The organism is Shewanella sp. UCD-KL12 (assembly GCF_001957125.1).
Lineage (GTDB): Bacteria > Pseudomonadota > Gammaproteobacteria > Enterobacterales > Shewanellaceae > Shewanella.
The window spans coordinates 272,935-290,857 of sequence record NZ_MPHJ01000003.1 but is presented as its reverse complement, the minus strand read 5'-3'; the positions used below and the strand labels follow the sequence as shown (position 1 = coordinate 290,857).

The 17,923-nt window shown below is 39.0% G+C and carries 17 protein-coding genes; all 17 read right to left on the bottom strand.

What is annotated here, in order from left to right:
• Positions 1 to 43: 43 nt before the first annotated feature.
• The 17 genes from BM736_RS09025 to tviB all read right to left on the bottom strand — a co-directional run bounded on the left by BM736_RS09025 (position 44) and on the right by tviB (position 17,899).
• The gene (locus tag BM736_RS09025; RefSeq protein WP_076411061.1) at positions 44 to 382 is read right to left on the bottom strand and encodes a four helix bundle protein; all 339 of its coding nucleotides are present in this window, start codon (positions 380 to 382) and stop codon (positions 44 to 46) included.
• 122 nt (positions 383 to 504) lie between these two features.
• The gene (gene cysD, locus BM736_RS09020) at positions 505 to 1,410 is read right to left on the bottom strand and encodes a sulfate adenylyltransferase subunit CysD (protein ID WP_076411059.1); all 906 of its coding nucleotides are present in this window, start codon (positions 1,408 to 1,410) and stop codon (positions 505 to 507) included.
• Positions 1,411 to 1,898: 488 nt separating this feature from the next.
• Complete coding sequence (locus BM736_RS09015) at positions 1,899 to 3,065, bottom strand: nucleotide sugar dehydrogenase (RefSeq protein WP_076411057.1); 1,167 nt, start codon at positions 3,063 to 3,065, stop codon at positions 1,899 to 1,901.
• 88 nt (positions 3,066 to 3,153) lie between these two features.
• Positions 3,154 to 3,876 (bottom strand): WecB/TagA/CpsF family glycosyltransferase, encoded by a 723-nt coding sequence (locus BM736_RS09010; protein WP_083699998.1) that lies wholly within the window; start codon positions 3,874 to 3,876, stop codon positions 3,154 to 3,156.
• Positions 3,863 to 4,909 carry a glycosyltransferase family 4 protein gene (locus tag BM736_RS09005; RefSeq protein WP_179079030.1) on the bottom strand — a complete coding sequence of 349 codons (1,047 nt, stop codon included), beginning with the start codon at positions 4,907 to 4,909 and terminating at the stop codon, positions 3,863 to 3,865. The genes BM736_RS09010 and BM736_RS09005 overlap by 14 nt, the downstream gene beginning before the upstream one ends.
• 51 nt (positions 4,910 to 4,960) lie before the next feature.
• Entirely contained in the window at positions 4,961 to 6,106 is a 1,146-nt protein-coding gene (locus tag BM736_RS09000) for a glycosyltransferase (protein WP_076411052.1), read from the bottom strand.
• Between the two features lie 100 nt (positions 6,107 to 6,206).
• Positions 6,207 to 7,310, bottom strand: a complete 1,104-nt coding sequence (wecB, locus tag BM736_RS08995) for a non-hydrolyzing UDP-N-acetylglucosamine 2-epimerase (protein ID WP_076411050.1) — start codon at positions 7,308 to 7,310, stop codon at positions 6,207 to 6,209.
• Positions 7,311 to 7,314: 4 nt separating this feature from the next.
• Positions 7,315 to 8,721, bottom strand: a complete 1,407-nt coding sequence (locus BM736_RS08990) for a lipopolysaccharide biosynthesis protein (RefSeq protein ID WP_076411048.1) — start codon at positions 8,719 to 8,721, stop codon at positions 7,315 to 7,317.
• Positions 8,722 to 8,746: 25 nt separating this feature from the next.
• Entirely contained in the window at positions 8,747 to 9,877 is a 1,131-nt protein-coding gene (locus tag BM736_RS08985; protein WP_076411046.1) for a hypothetical protein, read from the bottom strand.
• A complete protein-coding gene (locus BM736_RS08980) occupies positions 9,877 to 10,965 on the bottom strand; it encodes a nucleotidyltransferase family protein (protein WP_076411044.1) in 1,089 nt (362 codons plus the stop codon). Before BM736_RS08980 ends, BM736_RS08985 begins: the two co-directional genes overlap by 1 nt.
• The gene (locus tag BM736_RS08975; RefSeq protein WP_179079029.1) at positions 10,962 to 11,570 is read right to left on the bottom strand and encodes an acetyltransferase; all 609 of its coding nucleotides are present in this window, start codon (positions 11,568 to 11,570) and stop codon (positions 10,962 to 10,964) included. Before BM736_RS08975 ends, BM736_RS08980 begins: the two co-directional genes overlap by 4 nt.
• Positions 11,563 to 12,705, bottom strand: a complete 1,143-nt coding sequence (locus BM736_RS08970; protein ID WP_076411040.1) for a DegT/DnrJ/EryC1/StrS aminotransferase family protein — start codon at positions 12,703 to 12,705, stop codon at positions 11,563 to 11,565. Before BM736_RS08970 ends, BM736_RS08975 begins: the two co-directional genes overlap by 8 nt.
• Before the next feature lie 36 nt (positions 12,706 to 12,741).
• A complete protein-coding gene (locus BM736_RS08965; RefSeq protein ID WP_076411038.1) occupies positions 12,742 to 13,932 on the bottom strand; it encodes a UDP-N-acetylglucosamine 4,6-dehydratase in 1,191 nt (396 codons plus the stop codon).
• Between the two features lie 9 nt (positions 13,933 to 13,941).
• On the bottom strand, positions 13,942 to 15,027 hold the full coding sequence (locus BM736_RS08960; protein ID WP_076411036.1) for a DegT/DnrJ/EryC1/StrS aminotransferase family protein: 1,086 nt from the start codon (positions 15,025 to 15,027) through the stop codon (positions 13,942 to 13,944).
• A 4-nt stretch (positions 15,028 to 15,031) separates the two neighbouring features.
• Positions 15,032 to 15,610, bottom strand: coding sequence for an acyltransferase (locus BM736_RS08955; protein WP_076411034.1), 579 nt, complete (start codon positions 15,608 to 15,610; stop codon positions 15,032 to 15,034).
• A 70-nt stretch (positions 15,611 to 15,680) separates the two neighbouring features.
• Positions 15,681 to 16,625, bottom strand: a complete 945-nt coding sequence (locus tag BM736_RS08950; RefSeq protein ID WP_076411032.1) for a Gfo/Idh/MocA family protein — start codon at positions 16,623 to 16,625, stop codon at positions 15,681 to 15,683.
• A 2-nt stretch (positions 16,626 to 16,627) separates the two neighbouring features.
• Positions 16,628 to 17,899, bottom strand: coding sequence for a Vi polysaccharide biosynthesis UDP-N-acetylglucosamine C-6 dehydrogenase TviB (tviB, locus tag BM736_RS08945; protein ID WP_076411030.1), 1,272 nt, complete (start codon positions 17,897 to 17,899; stop codon positions 16,628 to 16,630).
• Between the last annotated feature and the right edge of the window lie 24 nt (positions 17,900 to 17,923).

The window sequence follows — 17,923 nt, the reverse complement described above, 5'->3', positions numbered from 1 at the left end:
GTAAAAGCTGACTAAATTTAATCCACTTCAAAATTGATTTGTCTTATTTAATTTTGTTTTTCAAACTATTAATCATGGCTGATAACTCTCTTGTCTCAACAAGCCACTCACTGCCTTGCTGCTTATGGAGATAACCAATTTCAATACCGATATAAATTTGTGTTCTGGCTTCAGAAAGTGAAGATCTTGCTATATCCAAAAAGCGTTTTTGCTCTTTGATACTTTCTCTCGTCATCCCCTCAGCAATGTTGCTCGGTACAGACAAGCCAGAACGTGTTAACTGATCTCTAAAGCCAAAATCTGTTAGCGTCGAGGTTGCTTTATAAATCTCAGCCGAAAGACGCGCAGAACGTTTCCATACATCTAAATTCTCGAAGTTCATAATACATCCTTGTATTTTCACTACTCGCAATGACTTACGGCTAAAATCTATATTTAATTGCTTTTATCTTCGCTTTACTTACCGCTTAAAACTTATGGCTTACAACTACTTTTAAGCTCCGCTTAAAAGTACCCTTCCATCTTCTTCTTTTCCATCGATCCTGCAGAGTCATTATCTATAACTCGGCCCTGACGCTCCGAAGTGGTACAGAGCAGCATCTCTTGAATAATCTCTGGTAGAGTTTGCGCCTCAGATTCAACCGCCCCAGTCAATGGATAACAGCCTAATGTTCTAAAGCGAACCATTTTGGTTTGTACATCTTCACCCTCTTCTATTGGCATACGTTCATCATCAACCATGATTAAGGTGCCATCACGCTCAACGACTGGACGCTCCGCCGCAAGATAAAGCGAAGGGATCTCAATACCTTCTAAATAGATATACTGCCAGATGTCCAGCTCGGTCCAATTTGATAACGGGAATACACGAATGCTTTCGCCCTTATCAACTTTACCGTTATAGATGTTCCAAAGTTCAGGGCGCTGGTTTTTAGGATCCCACCTATGTTTGCTATCACGGAATGAATAAACACGTTCTTTAGCGCGAGATTTCTCTTCATCTCTGCGAGCACCACCAAAAGCGGCATCGAATCCATGCATATCAAGTGCTTGCTTTAGCCCTTCAGTCTTCATGATATCGGTATGCTTAGCGCTACCATGGGTAAATGGACCGACACCCATTTCAATACCACGAGGATTTTTATGAACAATTAAGTCAAAACCATATTTCTTCGCCATCTGATCACGAAATTCAATCATCTCCTTGAACTTCCAGTTGGTATCAACATGCATTAACGGAAACGGTATCTTGCCAGGGTAAAAGGCTTTACGTGCTAAGTGCAGCAGGACTGAGGAGTCTTTACCAACCGAGTAAAGCATGACAGGGTTATCAAATTCAGCGGCCACTTCACGCATAATTTGAATCGATTCAGCTTCAAGCTGTTTAAGATGAGTTAGATGTGTAGACATATCGACTTCCGCGTAAACGTGATCAAATCTAAGTAACAACAACTTTTAATACTTATCCCTAAGTATAGTTATCATTAATTAACGAAATTAACTGTTGAGATAATAGCAGCACACGAAAGGAATAAAAGTTATAAACAACTTTTATCTATAACAAAATGAAATATGAAGTGCAGAAATGATTTTTAATAGAGGAACTCCAGAATGCTCCTATATTGGGCTTAAAGGGTTTTAAAAGCTAGGCCAAGGCCAAACCTGAAAACTAAGGTCGCTATAGGCTGTTGAAGATAAAATGGCTTAATAGCAGAAGTACAGATTGGGTTTAAAATGCAACTACACAAGATAACAACTCACAGCCATTCATTGTAGAAACGAAGCTCAATTGATTGTAAGTGATTCTTATATAGTGGAGAGCAGGTATAAGAGGCACTCCCCCTCAGAAAAGAGGAAGTCCAGATTGAAGGTTCAGTCTAAGAGACTTAGCGGCAAAGTTAATCATTACCAAACAGATCGCGTGTATAGACTTTACCAACAACGTCCTCTATTTCTGTAACCATTCGGTTAGATACAATCACATCCGATACTTGTTTAAACTCTTCAAGATTTGAAATTACTTTAGAGCCAAAAAACTCACACGAGTCAAGCACTGGTTCATACACGACAACCTCGACTCCTTTTGCTTTAATACGCTTCATGATCCCCTGTATTGCCGATGCTCTAAAGTTGTCAGAGCCACTCTTCATTATCAAACGGTAAATCCCAACAACCTTAGGGGATTTACTCATGATTGATTCAGCGATGAAATCTTTCCGGGTAGCATTTGCATCAACAATAGCCCGGATCATGTTATTCGGCACATCTCGATAGTTAGCAAGCAACTGCTTTGTATCTTTTGGTAGACAGTAACCACCAAACCCGAATGAAGGGTTGTTATAGTGTGTACCAATTCTAGGATCAAGCCCTACGCCCTCTATGATCTGGCGCGAATCTAACCCATGAGCTTCAGCGTAGCTGTCGAGCTCATTAAAGTAAGCCACGCGCATAGCCAAATATGTGTTAGAGAAAAGCTTAACAGCCTCAGCCTCAGTCGAATCAGTAAATAAGACTTCTATATCAGACTTTAATGCCGCATCGGATAAGAGGCTTGCGAAAACGCTAGCCCGCTCTGAGCGTTCACCCACAATAATTCGAGAAGGGTAAAGATTATCATGTAATGCTTTTCCTTCACGTAAAAACTCTGGCGAAAAAATAATGTTTGAACAGGCAAACTTTTCAGAGATAGACTTGGTATAGCCAACTGGTACTGTTGAACGAATAACTATTGTAGCTTTAGGGTTTACGTCTAAAACATCAGAGATAACAGACTCTACTGATGAAGTATCAAAATAGTTGCTACTGACGTCATAATCGGTAGGAGTAGCAATAACAATAAACTCAGCATCGGTATACGCAGTTAACTTGCAACTGGAAGCCACAAGATCGATCTCTGGAGAGTTTAAAAAACGTTCTATATCGTCATCAGCGATTGGCGAGATAGAGTCATTAATTAATGCGACACGCTCTTCTAAAATATCTAAGGCAATAACAGAGTTTTGTTTCGCTAATAAGACAGCATTAGACAATCCAACATAACCTGTACCGACCACCGCAATTTTCATAGGTGTTCCTATTCAATATTCGTTTTAATGCACTTTGAAAGCAAGCTTTAAACGAGCTAAGCCTCTTCATAAGAGACTTTTTGCTCAATTACTTTGACTTAGTTTTAAAAAGTTTCTCTTTCATTATCGCGAATAAAAATAAAGGTAACACACGTTGACGTTTCCAACGCCACGGCTCCTGAACCAGCCTGTAAAACCACTCCAAGCCATTATCAACAAAAAATGATGGTGCACGATTCAAGCGTCCACTTATGATATCTAACGCACCACCACAGCCGATAAATATTGACTCAAGACCCGCAACTGTACACTTGTTTGCAAAAAACTCCTGTCTAGGAGAGCCTAAAGCTAGCATGACTAACTGAGGCTTGCTCTGTGCAATACTTTCCATTGCAGACTCTTGAGAGTGATAACCATGCATGTTGCCAACAATTTGTATATTAGGGTACTTAATCTTAATTTTGCCAATCGCATCATTATGAACATCTTCCTGAGCGCCATATATAAATACACGCCAGCCATTAGCATTAGCTTCTTCTAATGCCAAAATTGGCATATTAATTTTTTCACTTTTCATGCCAAAGAAAAGACGTCCAGAGATCACAGCCCCTGCACCATCAGGGTATGGGTATAAAGAAGCATCGACAACAGACTTTAGTTGTTCATCCTTACGATATCGGTATATTTTCTCAGCATTTATTGCTACAAAATAACCAAACCTCTTACTCTCAACGAAGGAGTTTATGTGTTCCCTTGCCATATCTGAATCAACCAGATTAATTGGGCACCCAAGTATCTCATTCGTTTCCACTACGACTCTCCATATAAGACAACAGATCTTTCACTACTTTTTTTCGAGAGTATTGTAATGCGGTGCTAACTGCATTGGTAGATAAATCTTGGCGTTCGTCACTATTCAGCTCTGAGAACTGCACTAAAAAATTAAGTAGTTGGTCACTATTTCCTTTCTCCATAAGATACCCGTTGACTCCGTGTTTAACGTATTCAGGTACAGAGGCATAATTAGAACCAATTACAGGCAAACCAAAACTCATAGCTTCAATTGGTGCGAGCCCTAAACTTTCATGATGCTTAGTGGGAAATAGAAATAGCTGCGCTTGCTCAAAATATTGAGGTAGTTCAGTTTGCTTTACCTCACCAATAACCCGTAAAGAGACTCGTTTATTGACTAATGATGAAAATATATCCTCTTCGATACTCCCAACAACCGTAAGCTCAACATCAAAATCAACTTTATTAAGAGCTTCAAATATTGTATCAATTCCCTTCGTTTTTGTAACTCGGCTAACAAACAAGCACCTGAGCGGTGATGTAACATTAGCATCATAATTAACCTGCTCAGGAAGCTTAACCCCACCAGATGGGGAAACGAAAAACTGTTCAGCAAATGAAGGCTTGGTATCGGCAAGTATTATCGATTTAAAGCTTTCTGAAGGAATGATCAATCCATCACAGAACTTAATTGCCCACAAGTTAAGTCGATGACCTAATCCATTCTTCTTCTTGGGGATTGTATAATCTGAACTGTGGACATTAAAGATTACTTTTTTACGAAATATATACTTCGCAATAACACCTGGGATCAAGGTTCTAGAAAGAAAATGACAGTAAACAACATCTACCTTAGTGAATATTAAAAGATACAAAACCTTTATATAAAAAAGCAGGTATGAAAGTAGTTTGTTCGTGGAGTACTCCATCGCACACAGAGTTAACTTCCCTGAATGGAGTTCCTTCATTTCATCATGAACATTTTTGACAAAAACCCCATAAGAAGGTCGTGATTGGCTTGGGTACATATTAGATAGTAAGAGTATGTTCAAGTTCGTAGTAACCATAATAATAGATAATAAAGGTGCTGATTTTCTAAAGCGCTAACTTTCAATTAATAACTTAGACCAATTATGTTTGACATGTTCCCATTCAAATTGCTTAACTGACTGAGAAACTAATTCTGAATCAAAGCTATAAACGCCATCGAAATAACCTTTCATTTCAGCAGTTAAAGCAGATGTATCTAGATGTTTACTAAGCAGACCATTGTCTCCATGGGTAATAACTTGTGAAAAAGTTAAATTATCCCATGCAAGCACTGGAGCTCCAAGGTGTAAAGCTTCAATTAGAGAGTTACTCACTCCACTTCCACCGCTAACATTGATAACAAGATCAGCCAATTTGTAATAATCAGAAACGTTATTTTTTGCTCCCAAAAATTGAGGAGCGATACTAAGTATTGATGCCTTCGTAGCGTAGGCGTCAAGCTGACCTTTACCAATAAAGACAAGCTCAGAGCCATCTATGATATTTCTTGGTAAGTTTGCGTAAGCCTCGAGTATGAAATCTATGCCTTTAATTGGCCTAACAGTTCCAACATGTAAAAAGATAACTTTGCCATCAGCTTTTGCTCGTTCAAGCTCAACTAAATTATCTGAATTGTTGTCAATGGCATTTTTTCTAACGTCTAAATTAACGCCATTTGGTATAACTATCGATTGACTTGAATAGAAGGTTTCAAGGTAAACGGAAGTATCTTTGCCATTGGCTACAAGATGATCTGCAAAATAAATAACTGAACGTTCAACGGCTCTAATCATATACTGCATTAACTTAGGCTTACGTAAGTCGACTGCATCTTGTGCGAGGCTACCTCTCACTGAACAAATAATACTTCCTTTTATTCGCCTAAACATTTTTAGCAAAATAACGGAAAACATTGTGGGAATGGTTGACAGCACTAGGTTATTTGCATGCTTGTCTACAGTAAAAAACAACTTCTTAAATAAAGTAAGTGACCAAGAAACCATAGTTGCGTAACTATGGAAAGAGCCTATGTAAATCACTCTTAAGTTTGTATACCCCTCAATATCAAATACTATTTGACTATCAGCAGGTGGTGTTGGGCAATACAGGGTGATCTCCGTCGTTTCATCAAAGCTAGAGATGAAATTATTTAACCAAGTATCAATACCACCAGAGTAGTAAGGAAAGGGGGAGTGATGGAATATATTAAGTTTTTTCATTTTTTACTCTATGACATTTAACTACTTCAATAACCCCCCTGAACAAAGCTACTCAAGCTAGAGTAACCTAACCAAGGGGGAGACAAGCACTTAATGTCAGTTATTTACGACTGGAAACTAAGCTTTTAACAATCTTGTCAGCAGCATTCCCATCACCATAAAACGTCTTACCGAAACATGAAGTTGGAAGAATATCACGACACAACTCGTCGGCTTTTTGGAGTAGGAGGGATTTATCAGAGCCTACGATAAAGTTTGCACCAGTTTCAACTAACTCCACCCACTCAGTTTCTTCACGGAGTATTAAACAGTGTTTATCAAAAAAGTAAGCTTCTTTTTGAACTCCTCCGCTATCAGAGGCAACAAAGCTACAGCGGTCTAATAGATAAACCATTTCCAGATAACCAATAGGGTCAATTAAGTGAATGTTGAGTTCTAAGCCAAACTCATTGAGTTTATTCTTTGTTCTAGGATGTAGTGGCATAATGACTGGAGTCGTTAAATGCAACTCATTTAGTGCACTTACAAGCTCCGCTAACTTAGCTTTATCATCTGTATTTTCAGCTCGGTGAATTGTAGATAAAATAAAACCAGCAGATAGATCTATTTTCTCTAAGCCTTTAGGCTTAGCAGCTCTTGGAGTATAAAACTGAGCAGCATCATACATAACGTCGCCAACAAGTTGCTGACTTATAGGAAAGTGATCAAACCCTTCACGTTTTAAATTTTCCAACGCCGAATTAGTTGGGCAAAAAAGCACCGAACTTAGCCTGTCAGTGAGTATTCTATTTTGCTCTTCTGGCATCTTCATATTAAAGCTACGCAAACCCGCTTCAACATGAGCAACATTGATATGAAGTTTAGAAGCAGCTAACGCTCCTGCTAGTGTCGAGTTAGTATCACCGTAAACGAGCACTAGATCAGGCTCAACCTCAAAAATAACCTTTTCGATCTGTTCAAGTTGCTGCCCAGTCATTGCACCGTGCGTCCCGCCACCAATGCCTAATGAATAGCTAGGTTTAGGGATATCCATCTCTTCAAAAAAAATATCACTCATATTAATGTCATAATGTTGACCAGTATGAACAATCACTTCCCTAATTGAATCCTCTGGGTGCTGCTTATTATGCTCTTTGATGGCACGACTTACAGTCGCAGCCTTAATAAACTGAGGGCGAGCACCTACTATTGTCATTATAATCATATAATTACCTGATACTTTTGATTTTTTCTTTAATTTCGATGATACTTGATTTAAAACTAAAGAGGATAACGAGTGAAAATACTAACCAAGCCACATAGACGTAAATCTTCAGGTCATAGGTTAAAAATAAGTGCATTATGGATAAGGTCATACAGCAAAAAGTGACTATATACAGTTTTTTAACTGGAAAAACCCTCCAGAGCATTCTCGAAAAGAATGTTCGGAAGAACAAAAAAAGCCAAAATGAGATAATCGTAGCTGCTGCAGCTCCTATAGCACCATAGCTTGGGATTAGTAAAAAATTTAATACAATATTAGCAACGAGTGCTATCAAGCTAGTGTATAGATTGTATAAAGATTTTTTCATCACATTAATGCCGATACCTGATGTCTCTGCTAATGTGTAAAACAATGGAAACCCAATACACGCGACCATAAGGTATTGCACGCTATTATACTCTACTGGCAATATATATGTGACAAGCCATGAAAAAAGCCCAAAGACACAGAAGGCAATTGCAACGATAAAGAGTAATAGCTCAGTCATGTCATCTACTTTGCTCATATCTTCATCATCAGCGACCCATTTATAGACTGTCGGCGCCCATAGAATAGAAAAAATTGTTTTGAGAAGCATCGCAGCCCCAGCAAAACTGATTGCAACCGAATATAATCCAAGTTCTGTATACGAGGAGTAATGTTGAAGAAAAAATCGATCAAGCGCTGTAATTCCCCAGAAAGCCAAACCAGAGAATGCCAGTGGAAAACCAAAAGCCAATAGCGGTTTTAATTCAGAACAATTATAGGATTGCTTTAATGTTAGAAGCAGCTCTTTGCGAGTCAAAAAAACAAGTAACAAAAAAACAAAGGTCAAACTAACTGTTTGGGCTAACATCAGGTAAAAGAAGTCTAGTTTAAGAGGAAAAGCAACATAAACTACAATTATGATTAAAAATACAAGCTTAGGTAACAGCTGGCTCATGGAGAATGCTAAACCACGGTCTTCCATACGCAGCACTAAAGATAAGTATCGTATAAAGAAAGAGGCCGATAAACAGATATACAACATCAAATCTAATCTAGTGTCTTTAATTTCGAATATGGTTTCAGACGGACTGCTGACACCAAATATAACACTTGTTATCAGCATTATTAGAAGGACTAAACTGGGCAAAACAATAGTCAATAACAAACCAGGTTTATTGTTGTTTTGATGGTATTCTCTTACATATGACTGATCTAAGCCTAAACTGCAAAAAAGGATAGTGAAACTCACAACAACGTGAAGCAGTGAGATTCTCCCTATATCCTCTTGAGGGAAAATCCAGGTCAATAAGGGCAAAGTAGCCATACCAAGCACAGCTACGCCAATAGGGCCTAGCGAAAATGATAATATTTTTTTCAAATTCATAAGAAAATAGTTCGACCAACGCAGATCATATTTGCTTCCACTGCGAGACCACACTCTCCCATGAACTTAACTTCCAAATAATATCCCGGTTATTGCTTAAATGCTCTACCGATTGATTATTGCTTTGTGAAAGCGTCGACAGCTTTGACCCAATATCTTGGACATGACTGACAGTATTGTAACTTATACCGGCATCAACAAAAGTACCGTAAGGTAGCCATTCACCCACTATCACATTAGTTTTAGTAAATAAGCTCTCTTGTGTTGCACCAGATAAAGCATCTGTAGTTTGCAGCTGAATAAAGTAATCAGCGACCACTCTTAAAACCGCATTTTGCTGTTCTGTTAAATAGCTGGTCAGAACCTGATAATTCAGCCCCGAAGAAACCAAAGCATCCTTCACGCTCTCAACATATTCTGGGTTACCGGAATATGTCATCGGGAAGACAAAAAAACAATCCTCGAAAGAGTAGTTAGATAGTGAGTGTATTATTTCTAAGTGCTGCTGTTGTATAGATGCATTTGAGCCAACAACAACAATTTTCATATCAGCTCGGCAATTTAAGCCTAAGATCTTCACCATTTCTAATCTGCTGTACCTGCCATGAGACAGTTGCTTTAAAAGATTCAGAGGGGTCAAACCAAACTTGAAGTTGGTAACTTTCTTTAAATTCAAAGAGTCTTCACCCATTAATGAAGCAACCTTAGCTTTCATTTCTGGTGTTGTGACATTGATAGTATCGCTTTGAAGAAGGATCTTTCGTAATTTAGGTTCACTACGACTTCTGAAAATATCAGAGCCCCAAGTTACACAACTTACATTTGTCGCACTTAATTTATACAGCTTAAAGGGAAGAAGGTGCAAAGAGTCAACATAATGCAGTTGAATTGAATCGTAGTGAATACGATCCCTTCTCAAAATAAACCAGCAAAGCACGCCAGCAAACCATGCTCCACCACCGTATTTTTTGAAAAGTTTAACCCAAATATAACTTAGGTAATTGTGGTATACCCTATCAATACCTTCGGCTTTCACTTTAGGGTATGAAGTTGAAAGACAATCAACTCTTAGGTTAGGATCATCTTTCTTCAGGTTTTCAACAAGCCCCTTTAGATAGGGAGAGTTTAAATTCCCGATTATTAGCTTCGATTTCATTATAAACCTAGAAAATTTCTATCTTCAGAGATACTTTTTACTGTTTTTATATATTCTGGCCATTCGCCGATATCCAGCCAAGATTTTTCACTGATAGGGAAGACACCAACACGTCCTCCTCTAGCACGTACATTTTCTATTAACTCAGTAATATGGAAAAACTTTGCATCTGGTATTTCATCCAATAGATGCGGTTCTAGCATGTACACACCAGCATTAATTTTAAAAGACAGTTCAGGTTTTTCTTGCATACTTTCAAGAAGCCCATCCTTGCCGGATGTCATAGTCCCGTAAGGAATTGATATCTGTTTCAGCGCAGCGACAAGGGTTATCTCATTATTATTATCAGCGTGATACTTATAAAGTTCATTAAGGTCCTGGTCTATCAAGATGTCACAATTCGTCACATAAAATGTGCTCTTGATTTTTCCTTTTAACAAGCTTAATGATCCCGCAGTCCCTAGAGGCTCAGTCTCAGAGAAGTACTCGATAGAATCGGACTTACCAATACTGTCTAAGTAATATTTGATCATCTCTTTTTTATAGTTGACTGACAGGTAGAATTTTTCAGTGCCAGCATTTTCAAACCGGTCCATAATCTCTTCTAAAATGGTTCTCTCACCAATAGGAATAAGAGGCTTAGGGATAACATTTGAGATAGGCTTTAATCGAGTTCCTTTTCCGCCAGCCATTACGACTACAGGGATGTTGTTTTTAACTTTATCATGTGACTCGTCAGCTTCGGCAACACTATCCCAAAAAATGACATCGTCAAGCTCACCACCCTCATTAAGCACAGGCATAAACTCAGCACGTATACTCGTCATAAGTGACTTGATGCTTTCAAGAGAATCATCAGTTGTCGCAAAAACTTTCTTATCTATTACAATCTCATCGAGTCGCTCACTCAGCGCATGACCTTTTATAATAGAACGCTGTATATCACCAATAGAGACTAAATTAATGAAGTTATCTGTGCTACTTTTCAATATGAGTAGCTTTCGTCCTGTATCGTCCATGAGCTTTAAAGCTTGAAGGAGCGTACATTCTGTTTGAATACTTATTTTTTGTACTTGCTGATATGTCATCGTAATTTTCTCGCAGGGTTTCCACACACAACAAAACCATCAGGGACGTCTTTAGTGACTACACTTCCCGCGCCAACAGTAACATCAGAGCCTATGGTTATGCCTGGTAATATAGTTGCGTTAGCACCAATGTAGGAACGGTGACCGATTTCCACTCCACCTAATAAAACAGCATTAGGTGCAATTGTTGTAAATTCGCCAACAGTGCAATCATGCATTACATTTGCATGACAGTTAATTTTCACACCAATTCCTAAAGAGACATTGCTAGATAAATGTGCTCCAGACTGTACACAACTAGCCTCATTAATTGTCGCCGTAGGCGAAATCATTGCTGTAGGACAAATAAGTGTAACTAGGTTGTGCCCAGCTTTAGAATACAAGTGGTAAAGTTTATCCCTAACTTTTGGATAGTCAGGAGTTAAAAACACACTCTCATCACTCGCTTTGGTTAAAAAATCTTCATCTGTAGGATATAACTTGATTAGTTGATTAGTCGGTTCATTATATAAAGGGTCAACAACAGCTGTTAGCTTCACACCAATCCGGTCCGCTAACTCATGTATCTCTTTAAAGTAACCAACCAAAACTAAACTGTTATTCACCACTGTTCAGTCCTTCTCTCAAAGCCTTGGCAATATAACGAACATTTTCACGAGTTATAGCTGCATACATAGGTAAAGTGATCTCGTTATCACCAACATACTCAGTTAAAGTAAGATCTTGACTATTAAACCTTTCAAAGACTGAGAAACGATGCACAGCAGGATAATGAACACTGGTTTGAACCCCTGCAGAATGTAAAGCATCTCGTAAAGTATCTCTCTTTTCCGCTGTAGACTCTTTGAGGATGACAGGCATGACATAGTTAGATGAAAATTCAGTACAGTTTTGAAAAGGTATAACGATACCGGGTATTGCTTTTAGTTCTTCTAAATACCATGAACGGACTTTTGCTCTACTTTCTAAGTCTGCTTGTAACTTACCAATCTGTACAAGTCCAATAGAAGCTCTTAGGTCATCCATTCTATAGTTATAACCTGAATCTACAACATCATAAGTGGTCGCATGTCCAGCAGCCCTTTGGTAAGACATTGTTGTCATGCCATGTGAACGAAGAAGCTTTATTCTGTCAGCAATCTCATCATTATCAGTGATAAGCATTCCACCTTCGCCTGTACTGATATTTTTATTAGAGAAAAAACTAAAACACCCCACATCTCCTATACTACCTAATTTTCGACCTTTATATTCCGAAAGTGGTCCATGACAAGCATCTTCAATTACTTTCAAATTATGCTTTTTAGCAAGAGCCATTATTCTATCCATATCAGCAGGATATCCTGCAAAATGCATAGGAATTATAGCTTTGGTATTTGGTGTAATTTTATTAGCTATATCATCTACACTAATCGTTAAATCATCTAAGCTTGTTATATCTGCAAACACAGGCGTAGCACCAACGTACCTGACACAATTAGCCGTTGCGACAAAAGTCAGTGAAGGTACAATGACTTCATCACCCTCTTTGATATCCATGGCCATTAAAGCAAGGTGAAGTGCAGCGGTACAGTTAGTGACTGTAACTCCACGTTTACTGCCACACATCGCTGCAAACTTTTCTTCAAGCTCAACACATTGTGGTCCCATAGAAAGCCATTTACTTTCTAGGGTAGCAACTACGGCAGCGGTTTCTTCCTTGCCGAAATTCAGATCAAATAGAGGTATTTTAAAACTCATTATTATTGCCTAAACAGTTAGATGGTTTTCATAGCATTACATTTTGCTATCGAGATATTTACCGGTTTCTTTATGCCCGAAATCAGGGATCATTTTGAAGAAAAGCTCTACAAGCATCTCTTTATTCCATGCTTTGTTTGATTTCATCTTCGCAATTTCTTGTTCAAATAAAGCGACTAGCTCTGCATCAAAAATGGCATCATTCTTAATGACACCTAAATTATGAAAACGTTCCATATCCAAAGTTTCATTATCAGTAAAAAACTCTTCGAAGTCTTTCTCACCGGTAGTGTCACTGTCTACGAATAAGCAAGGCCACTTTCCTTGCTCAGGTAAGGTCTTGGCTAACTGCCGTGCCTCATCTTCAGAATCACATAAATGCGGTTCATAGCCTAATTGCTCAAGATACTTAACTGCGATATCTGCAAAAGTGATGAGATGTAGAGCCTCACTTAACTTAGGGAAAAAGATGTCTCTATTCTCACCAAAAATACATGACATTAAACAAAGCTGACCTGACTCTTGAGGGGTCACAAAATAGCGCTTAATATCTTTTGGTGCAACGATAGGTTGTCTTTTTTGAATACGTTGATTGAACCCGTGTAATAGAGAACCATCTGAAAACGCAACATTTGCAAATCGTGCTGTCGAGATAGAGATATCGTGGCTACGACGCATAAGGAACATCTCCATAATGCGCTTAGATGCTCCCATCATATTGACAGGATTTGCAGCTTTATCTGTCGAAACACAAAAATATTTCTTCACACCTTTCTCAGCAGACTGAAGCAAGGTTTTTTCTGTATTAAATACGTTAACGTCAACCATGCGCATTAAGGTAAAAGGGTCTTTTTCGCTACGGACATGCTTTAATGCAGACAGGTTAAGTACGTAATCATACTTTCCGTCAGCCTTAATAAAAGCATCGTACTCTAAGGAGCCAATATCTAGAGCAAATGTTTGAAAATCCCCTTCAATATAGCCAAATGAGCTTCTGATATCTCTCACCAGCTCAACCATATTGTTTTCACTGATATCAACAACATGAAGCTTTTTAGGGTTACGCTTAAAAATCTCTTTAGTTACAGCCTGACCAATAGAGCCAGCTCCGCCAAGCACTAAAAAAGAACACCCTTCAACTTCTCTACGAAGTACAGCATCCCTCTTAGCAATATCCATTTCAAAAAGCGTATTTGTTCGGCCTATTAAAGACAAGATATCAGACACGTAGAACTCCTAAATATTATGTAAATCAGAATCAAGGTATGGATGCATAGGCAAACTAAACACCTGAGCTGAGAGTTGCTCTGCTACAGGAAAGTCCCCCTCTTGGTAACCTAAATGATTGAATGCGGTTTGCTGATGCATACAAGTGCCATAATAGATCATCGTAGGTATACCTTTAGCCTTATAATCAGCCATAACAGCATCTCGATTCTCATCAAGTAAGGTATATTGAGCCCAAGATGATACATAGCCTTCAGGCACTTGTGGCAGGTTAAACTTACTAGCAAGCTTTGCTTGATATGCCTCTGCAGCCTGATTTCGGCTTACCAACTCTTCAGGAAAAACAGCCAGTTTCTCTAGCAAAACTGCCGCTTGGATAGTATCCAAACGGCTATTCATACCTATTCTAACATTGTCATACTTATCACTGCCTTTACCATGAACTCTCAATGATTTAAGCAGAGAGGCATACTCATCGTTATTGGTAAACACAGCACCGCCATCACCATAACAACCTAACGGTTTAGCAGGAAAGAAACTGGTTGTCGCTATATCACCAAAGCTACCTGCACGCTGACCATTTATCTCCCCACCAAAACCTTGAGCTGCGTCCTCAATCAGTTTGAGACCATATTTATCAGCTAGCTTTTGGATTTCAGGATAGTTCGCAGGAAGGCCAAACAGATCAACAGCCATAATCGCTTTAGGAGTTAGCTTCCCTTCCTCAAGTACCGCCTGGATGCGCTTTTCAAGATCTACAGGACAAATATTGAAAGTGCTAGCATCTGAGTCAACAAACACTGGAGTTGCATTAGCAAAAGCAATCACTTCAGCTGATGCAAAAAACGTGAAGGTAGGACAGAAAACAGCATCGCCCTCTTTAATATCCATAACCATCATGCACAGCTGCAGAGCATCGGTACCATTGGCACAAGTAATAGCGTGCTTAACACCAACATACTTAGCGAGTTCAGACTCAAGCTCCGCGACCTCTGGTCCCATGATATATTTACCATGGTCAAGAACAGTTTGAATTCTGTTATCAATACGAGTCTTAAGATGCTGGTATTGTGCTGCTAGATCAATAAATTGCATATGATTAACTCGCTTTCGTTAATATGTCATTACTAAGAATATATTTTGCACCTGTATGTTCACAGGCACACTCAGCGTCTCCCTTCAAAGGAAGTGGTAGCTGCTCGCCATACTCGCTGATCCAACCGATCTGTTTAGCAGGTACCCCTACCATTAATGCATAGGCAGGAACGTCTTTATTGATCACCGCACCAGCACCTACTAATGAGAAAGCACCGACAGTAACGCCACAAACAATAGTGCAGTTGGCGCCTAGAGTCGCGCCTTTCTTAATGCGTGTATCTCTGTACTCTGTTTTTCTTTCAATAAAAGAGCGTGGGTTATACACATTGGTAAAAACCATGCTAGGACCGCAAAAAACATCGTCTTCTATATAGACATTGTCATAAACAGAAACATTATTTTGAATCTTAACGTTATTGCCAATTTCAACTTTGTTGCCAACAAAAACGTTCTGCCCTAATGAGCAGCCTTCACCAATACTTGCTTGCCCACAAATGTGAACAAAGTGCCATACTCGCGTGTTGTCACCTATGCGAGCGCCATCATCAATAATGGCAGATTCATGCTTGGTATATTTCATAAGGGAACTCATCTCAGCTGTAAGCCATGTCTCATGGCTTACAGAGCTATATAGATAGAAGCGTAATGGTTTAAACCAATTTGCTCATTAATGGATGGTAATTGTCAGGATTAGGCGTCAATGCCTGCTCTCTGATGATTTCAACAGTTTCGATCGCGACGCGATTGTCTTCCAGACCGTAACCTTCATTATTCAAAATTTTAGTGTAGCTTTGAGTATGCAGATCAGTGAACCCACCTGAAAACTCTAACTCTTCATCACCAATCATAATACTACGGTAGGTTTTCTTTTCACCTTGCACAGCGTTATCAGGAAGGTTATTGGCGTCAATAGACAGGAACCACTTAACGCGAGCTTGAGCATACTCTAAATAACCTGCAGCAGTTTGCTCATCTCGGTAGTGAACTTCATTGTGCTTTAGCTCACCGAAGATGAAATGCAGCATGTCGTAGAAATGTACACCCACGTTAGTAGCAACACCGCCAGATTTAGCGTTATCACCCTTCCAAGATTTTAGGTACCACTTACCACGAGAAGTCATATAGGTAAGCTCTACATCGAAAACCTTATCTTTAGGCGCGTTGGCAACCTTCTCTTTAAGAGCAAGAATCGAAGGATGAAGACGTAGTTGCAGGATAGTATTAACCTTAGCACCATACTTCTCTTCGTAACCTGCTAGAAGATCTATCTCTTCAGAATGAAGCACCATCGGCTTTTCACAGATAACATCAATGCCATTTTTCAAAGCAAATTTCATATGTGGAGTATGCAAGTAATTTGGTGAACAAATAGAGATGTAATCTAGTTTGTTACCTTTAATCGCTTCATCTTCAATATAGGCAGCGAAATCTTCGAACTCAGTAAAGAATTCAGATTCAGGAAAATGCATATCCATAATGCCTACAGAGTCATTAACATCCATAGCGACAGCGAGATCATTCCCCGTATCACGAATAGCATTTAGGTGTCTTGGTGCGATATAGCCAGCCGTTCCTATCAGTGCAAACTTTTTCATTATTACAACCTCAAATCTGAATCAGATGTTTCAAAAACATACTTAACGTCATAAACCACGTGCTTGTCTTTACCTAGCGCACGTACTTTTTCAATACCCATCTCTTTAAATTCACTATGGTCAACAGCAATGACAATACCGTCGTACTCATTTTGCTTAAGTTCAGAGATCAATGACAGGCCATATTCATGCTTAACTTCAGCAGGATCAGCCCAGCCATCATAAACATCAACGGAAATATTGAAGCTCTTAAGTTCGTTCACAACATCAATGATTTTGGTGTTACGCACATCAGGGCAATCGCCTTTAAAGGTAAACCCAAGTACTAAAACCTTTGCTTCATCAATGTGGATCTTTTTACTAGAAAGCTTCTTCACCATCTGCGTAGAAACATACGCGCCCATACCATCATTGATACGACGGCCAGCTAGAATCACTTCAGGGATGTAACCAACTTCCTTTGCTTTGTGAGTCAAATAATATGGGTCAACACTGATACAGTGGCCGCCAACTAATCCAGGCTTAAAATGTAGGAAGTTCCATTTTGTCCCTGCCGCCTTCAATACCTCTTCAGTATCGATATCGAGTCGATTGAAAATTTTGGCAAATTCGTTGATGATCGCAATATTAAGATCACGTTGAGTATTCTCAATCACTTTTGCCGCTTCAGCTACTTTTATTGACGAAGCTTTGTGAGTACCAGCTGTAATAATCGATGAATAAAGCTGGTCAACAAACTCAGCAATCTCAGGAGTTGAACCGGAAGTAATCTTCATAATGGTAGTTAAGCGATTAACTTTATCACCAGGGTTAATACGCTCAGGGCTGTAACCTGCGAAAAAATCCACATTAAACTTAAGACCCGATACTTTTTCGATAATCGGAATGCAGACTTCTTCAGTCGCTCCAGGGTATACCGTTGATTCATAAATAACAGTATCACCCTTATTAATGACCTGACCAAGTGCTTCAGATGCTTTAACAAGCGGTGTTAAATCAGGCGCATTGTTGTCATCTATCGGAGTTGGTACTGTCACAATGTAAATATTGTAATCTTGAATATCTTGTAAATCGCAAGTGAAAGTTAAACATTCAGCTTCTAACAGCTCTTCACTTTCAACTTCTAAAGTACTGTCAGTCCCAGACTTTAGTTCAGCAACACGCGCTTCGTTAATATCAAAACCAATAGTCGGAAAGCTTTTGCCAAACTCTACCGCTAAAGGTAAGCCCACATATCCAAGGCCAATAATCGCTATTTTAGATTGTTTAAACATTACACTTCTCTTTATATCTTAAAA

What these genes read in the sequence shown, in the direction of transcription:
- BM736_RS09025 (WP_076411061.1), bottom strand. Translation starts at nt 382, where the DNA reads ATGAACTTCGAGAATTTAGATGTATGGAAACGTTCTGCGCGTCTTTCG.
- cysD (WP_076411059.1), bottom strand. Translation starts at nt 1,410, where the DNA reads ATGTCTACACATCTAACTCATCTTAAACAGCTTGAAGCTGAATCGATT.
- BM736_RS09015 (WP_076411057.1), bottom strand. Translation starts at nt 3,065, where the DNA reads ATGAAAATTGCGGTGGTCGGTACAGGTTATGTTGGATTGTCTAATGCT.
- BM736_RS09000 (WP_076411052.1), bottom strand. Translation starts at nt 6,106, where the DNA reads ATGAAAAAACTTAATATATTCCATCACTCCCCCTTTCCTTACTACTCT.
- wecB (WP_076411050.1), bottom strand. Translation starts at nt 7,310, where the DNA reads ATGATTATAATGACAATAGTAGGTGCTCGCCCTCAGTTTATTAAGGCT.
- BM736_RS08990 (WP_076411048.1), bottom strand. Translation starts at nt 8,721, where the DNA reads ATGAATTTGAAAAAAATATTATCATTTTCGCTAGGCCCTATTGGCGTA.
- BM736_RS08985 (WP_076411046.1), bottom strand. Translation starts at nt 9,877, where the DNA reads ATGAAATCGAAGCTAATAATCGGGAATTTAAACTCTCCCTATCTAAAG.
- BM736_RS08980 (WP_076411044.1), bottom strand. Translation starts at nt 10,965, where the DNA reads ATGACATATCAGCAAGTACAAAAAATAAGTATTCAAACAGAATGTACG.
- BM736_RS08970 (WP_076411040.1), bottom strand. Translation starts at nt 12,705, where the DNA reads ATGAGTTTTAAAATACCTCTATTTGATCTGAATTTCGGCAAGGAAGAA.
- BM736_RS08960 (WP_076411036.1), bottom strand. Translation starts at nt 15,027, where the DNA reads ATGCAATTTATTGATCTAGCAGCACAATACCAGCATCTTAAGACTCGT.
- BM736_RS08955 (WP_076411034.1), bottom strand. Translation starts at nt 15,610, where the DNA reads ATGAAATATACCAAGCATGAATCTGCCATTATTGATGATGGCGCTCGC.
- BM736_RS08950 (WP_076411032.1), bottom strand. Translation starts at nt 16,625, where the DNA reads ATGAAAAAGTTTGCACTGATAGGAACGGCTGGCTATATCGCACCAAGA.
- tviB (WP_076411030.1), bottom strand. Translation starts at nt 17,899, where the DNA reads ATGTTTAAACAATCTAAAATAGCGATTATTGGCCTTGGATATGTGGGC.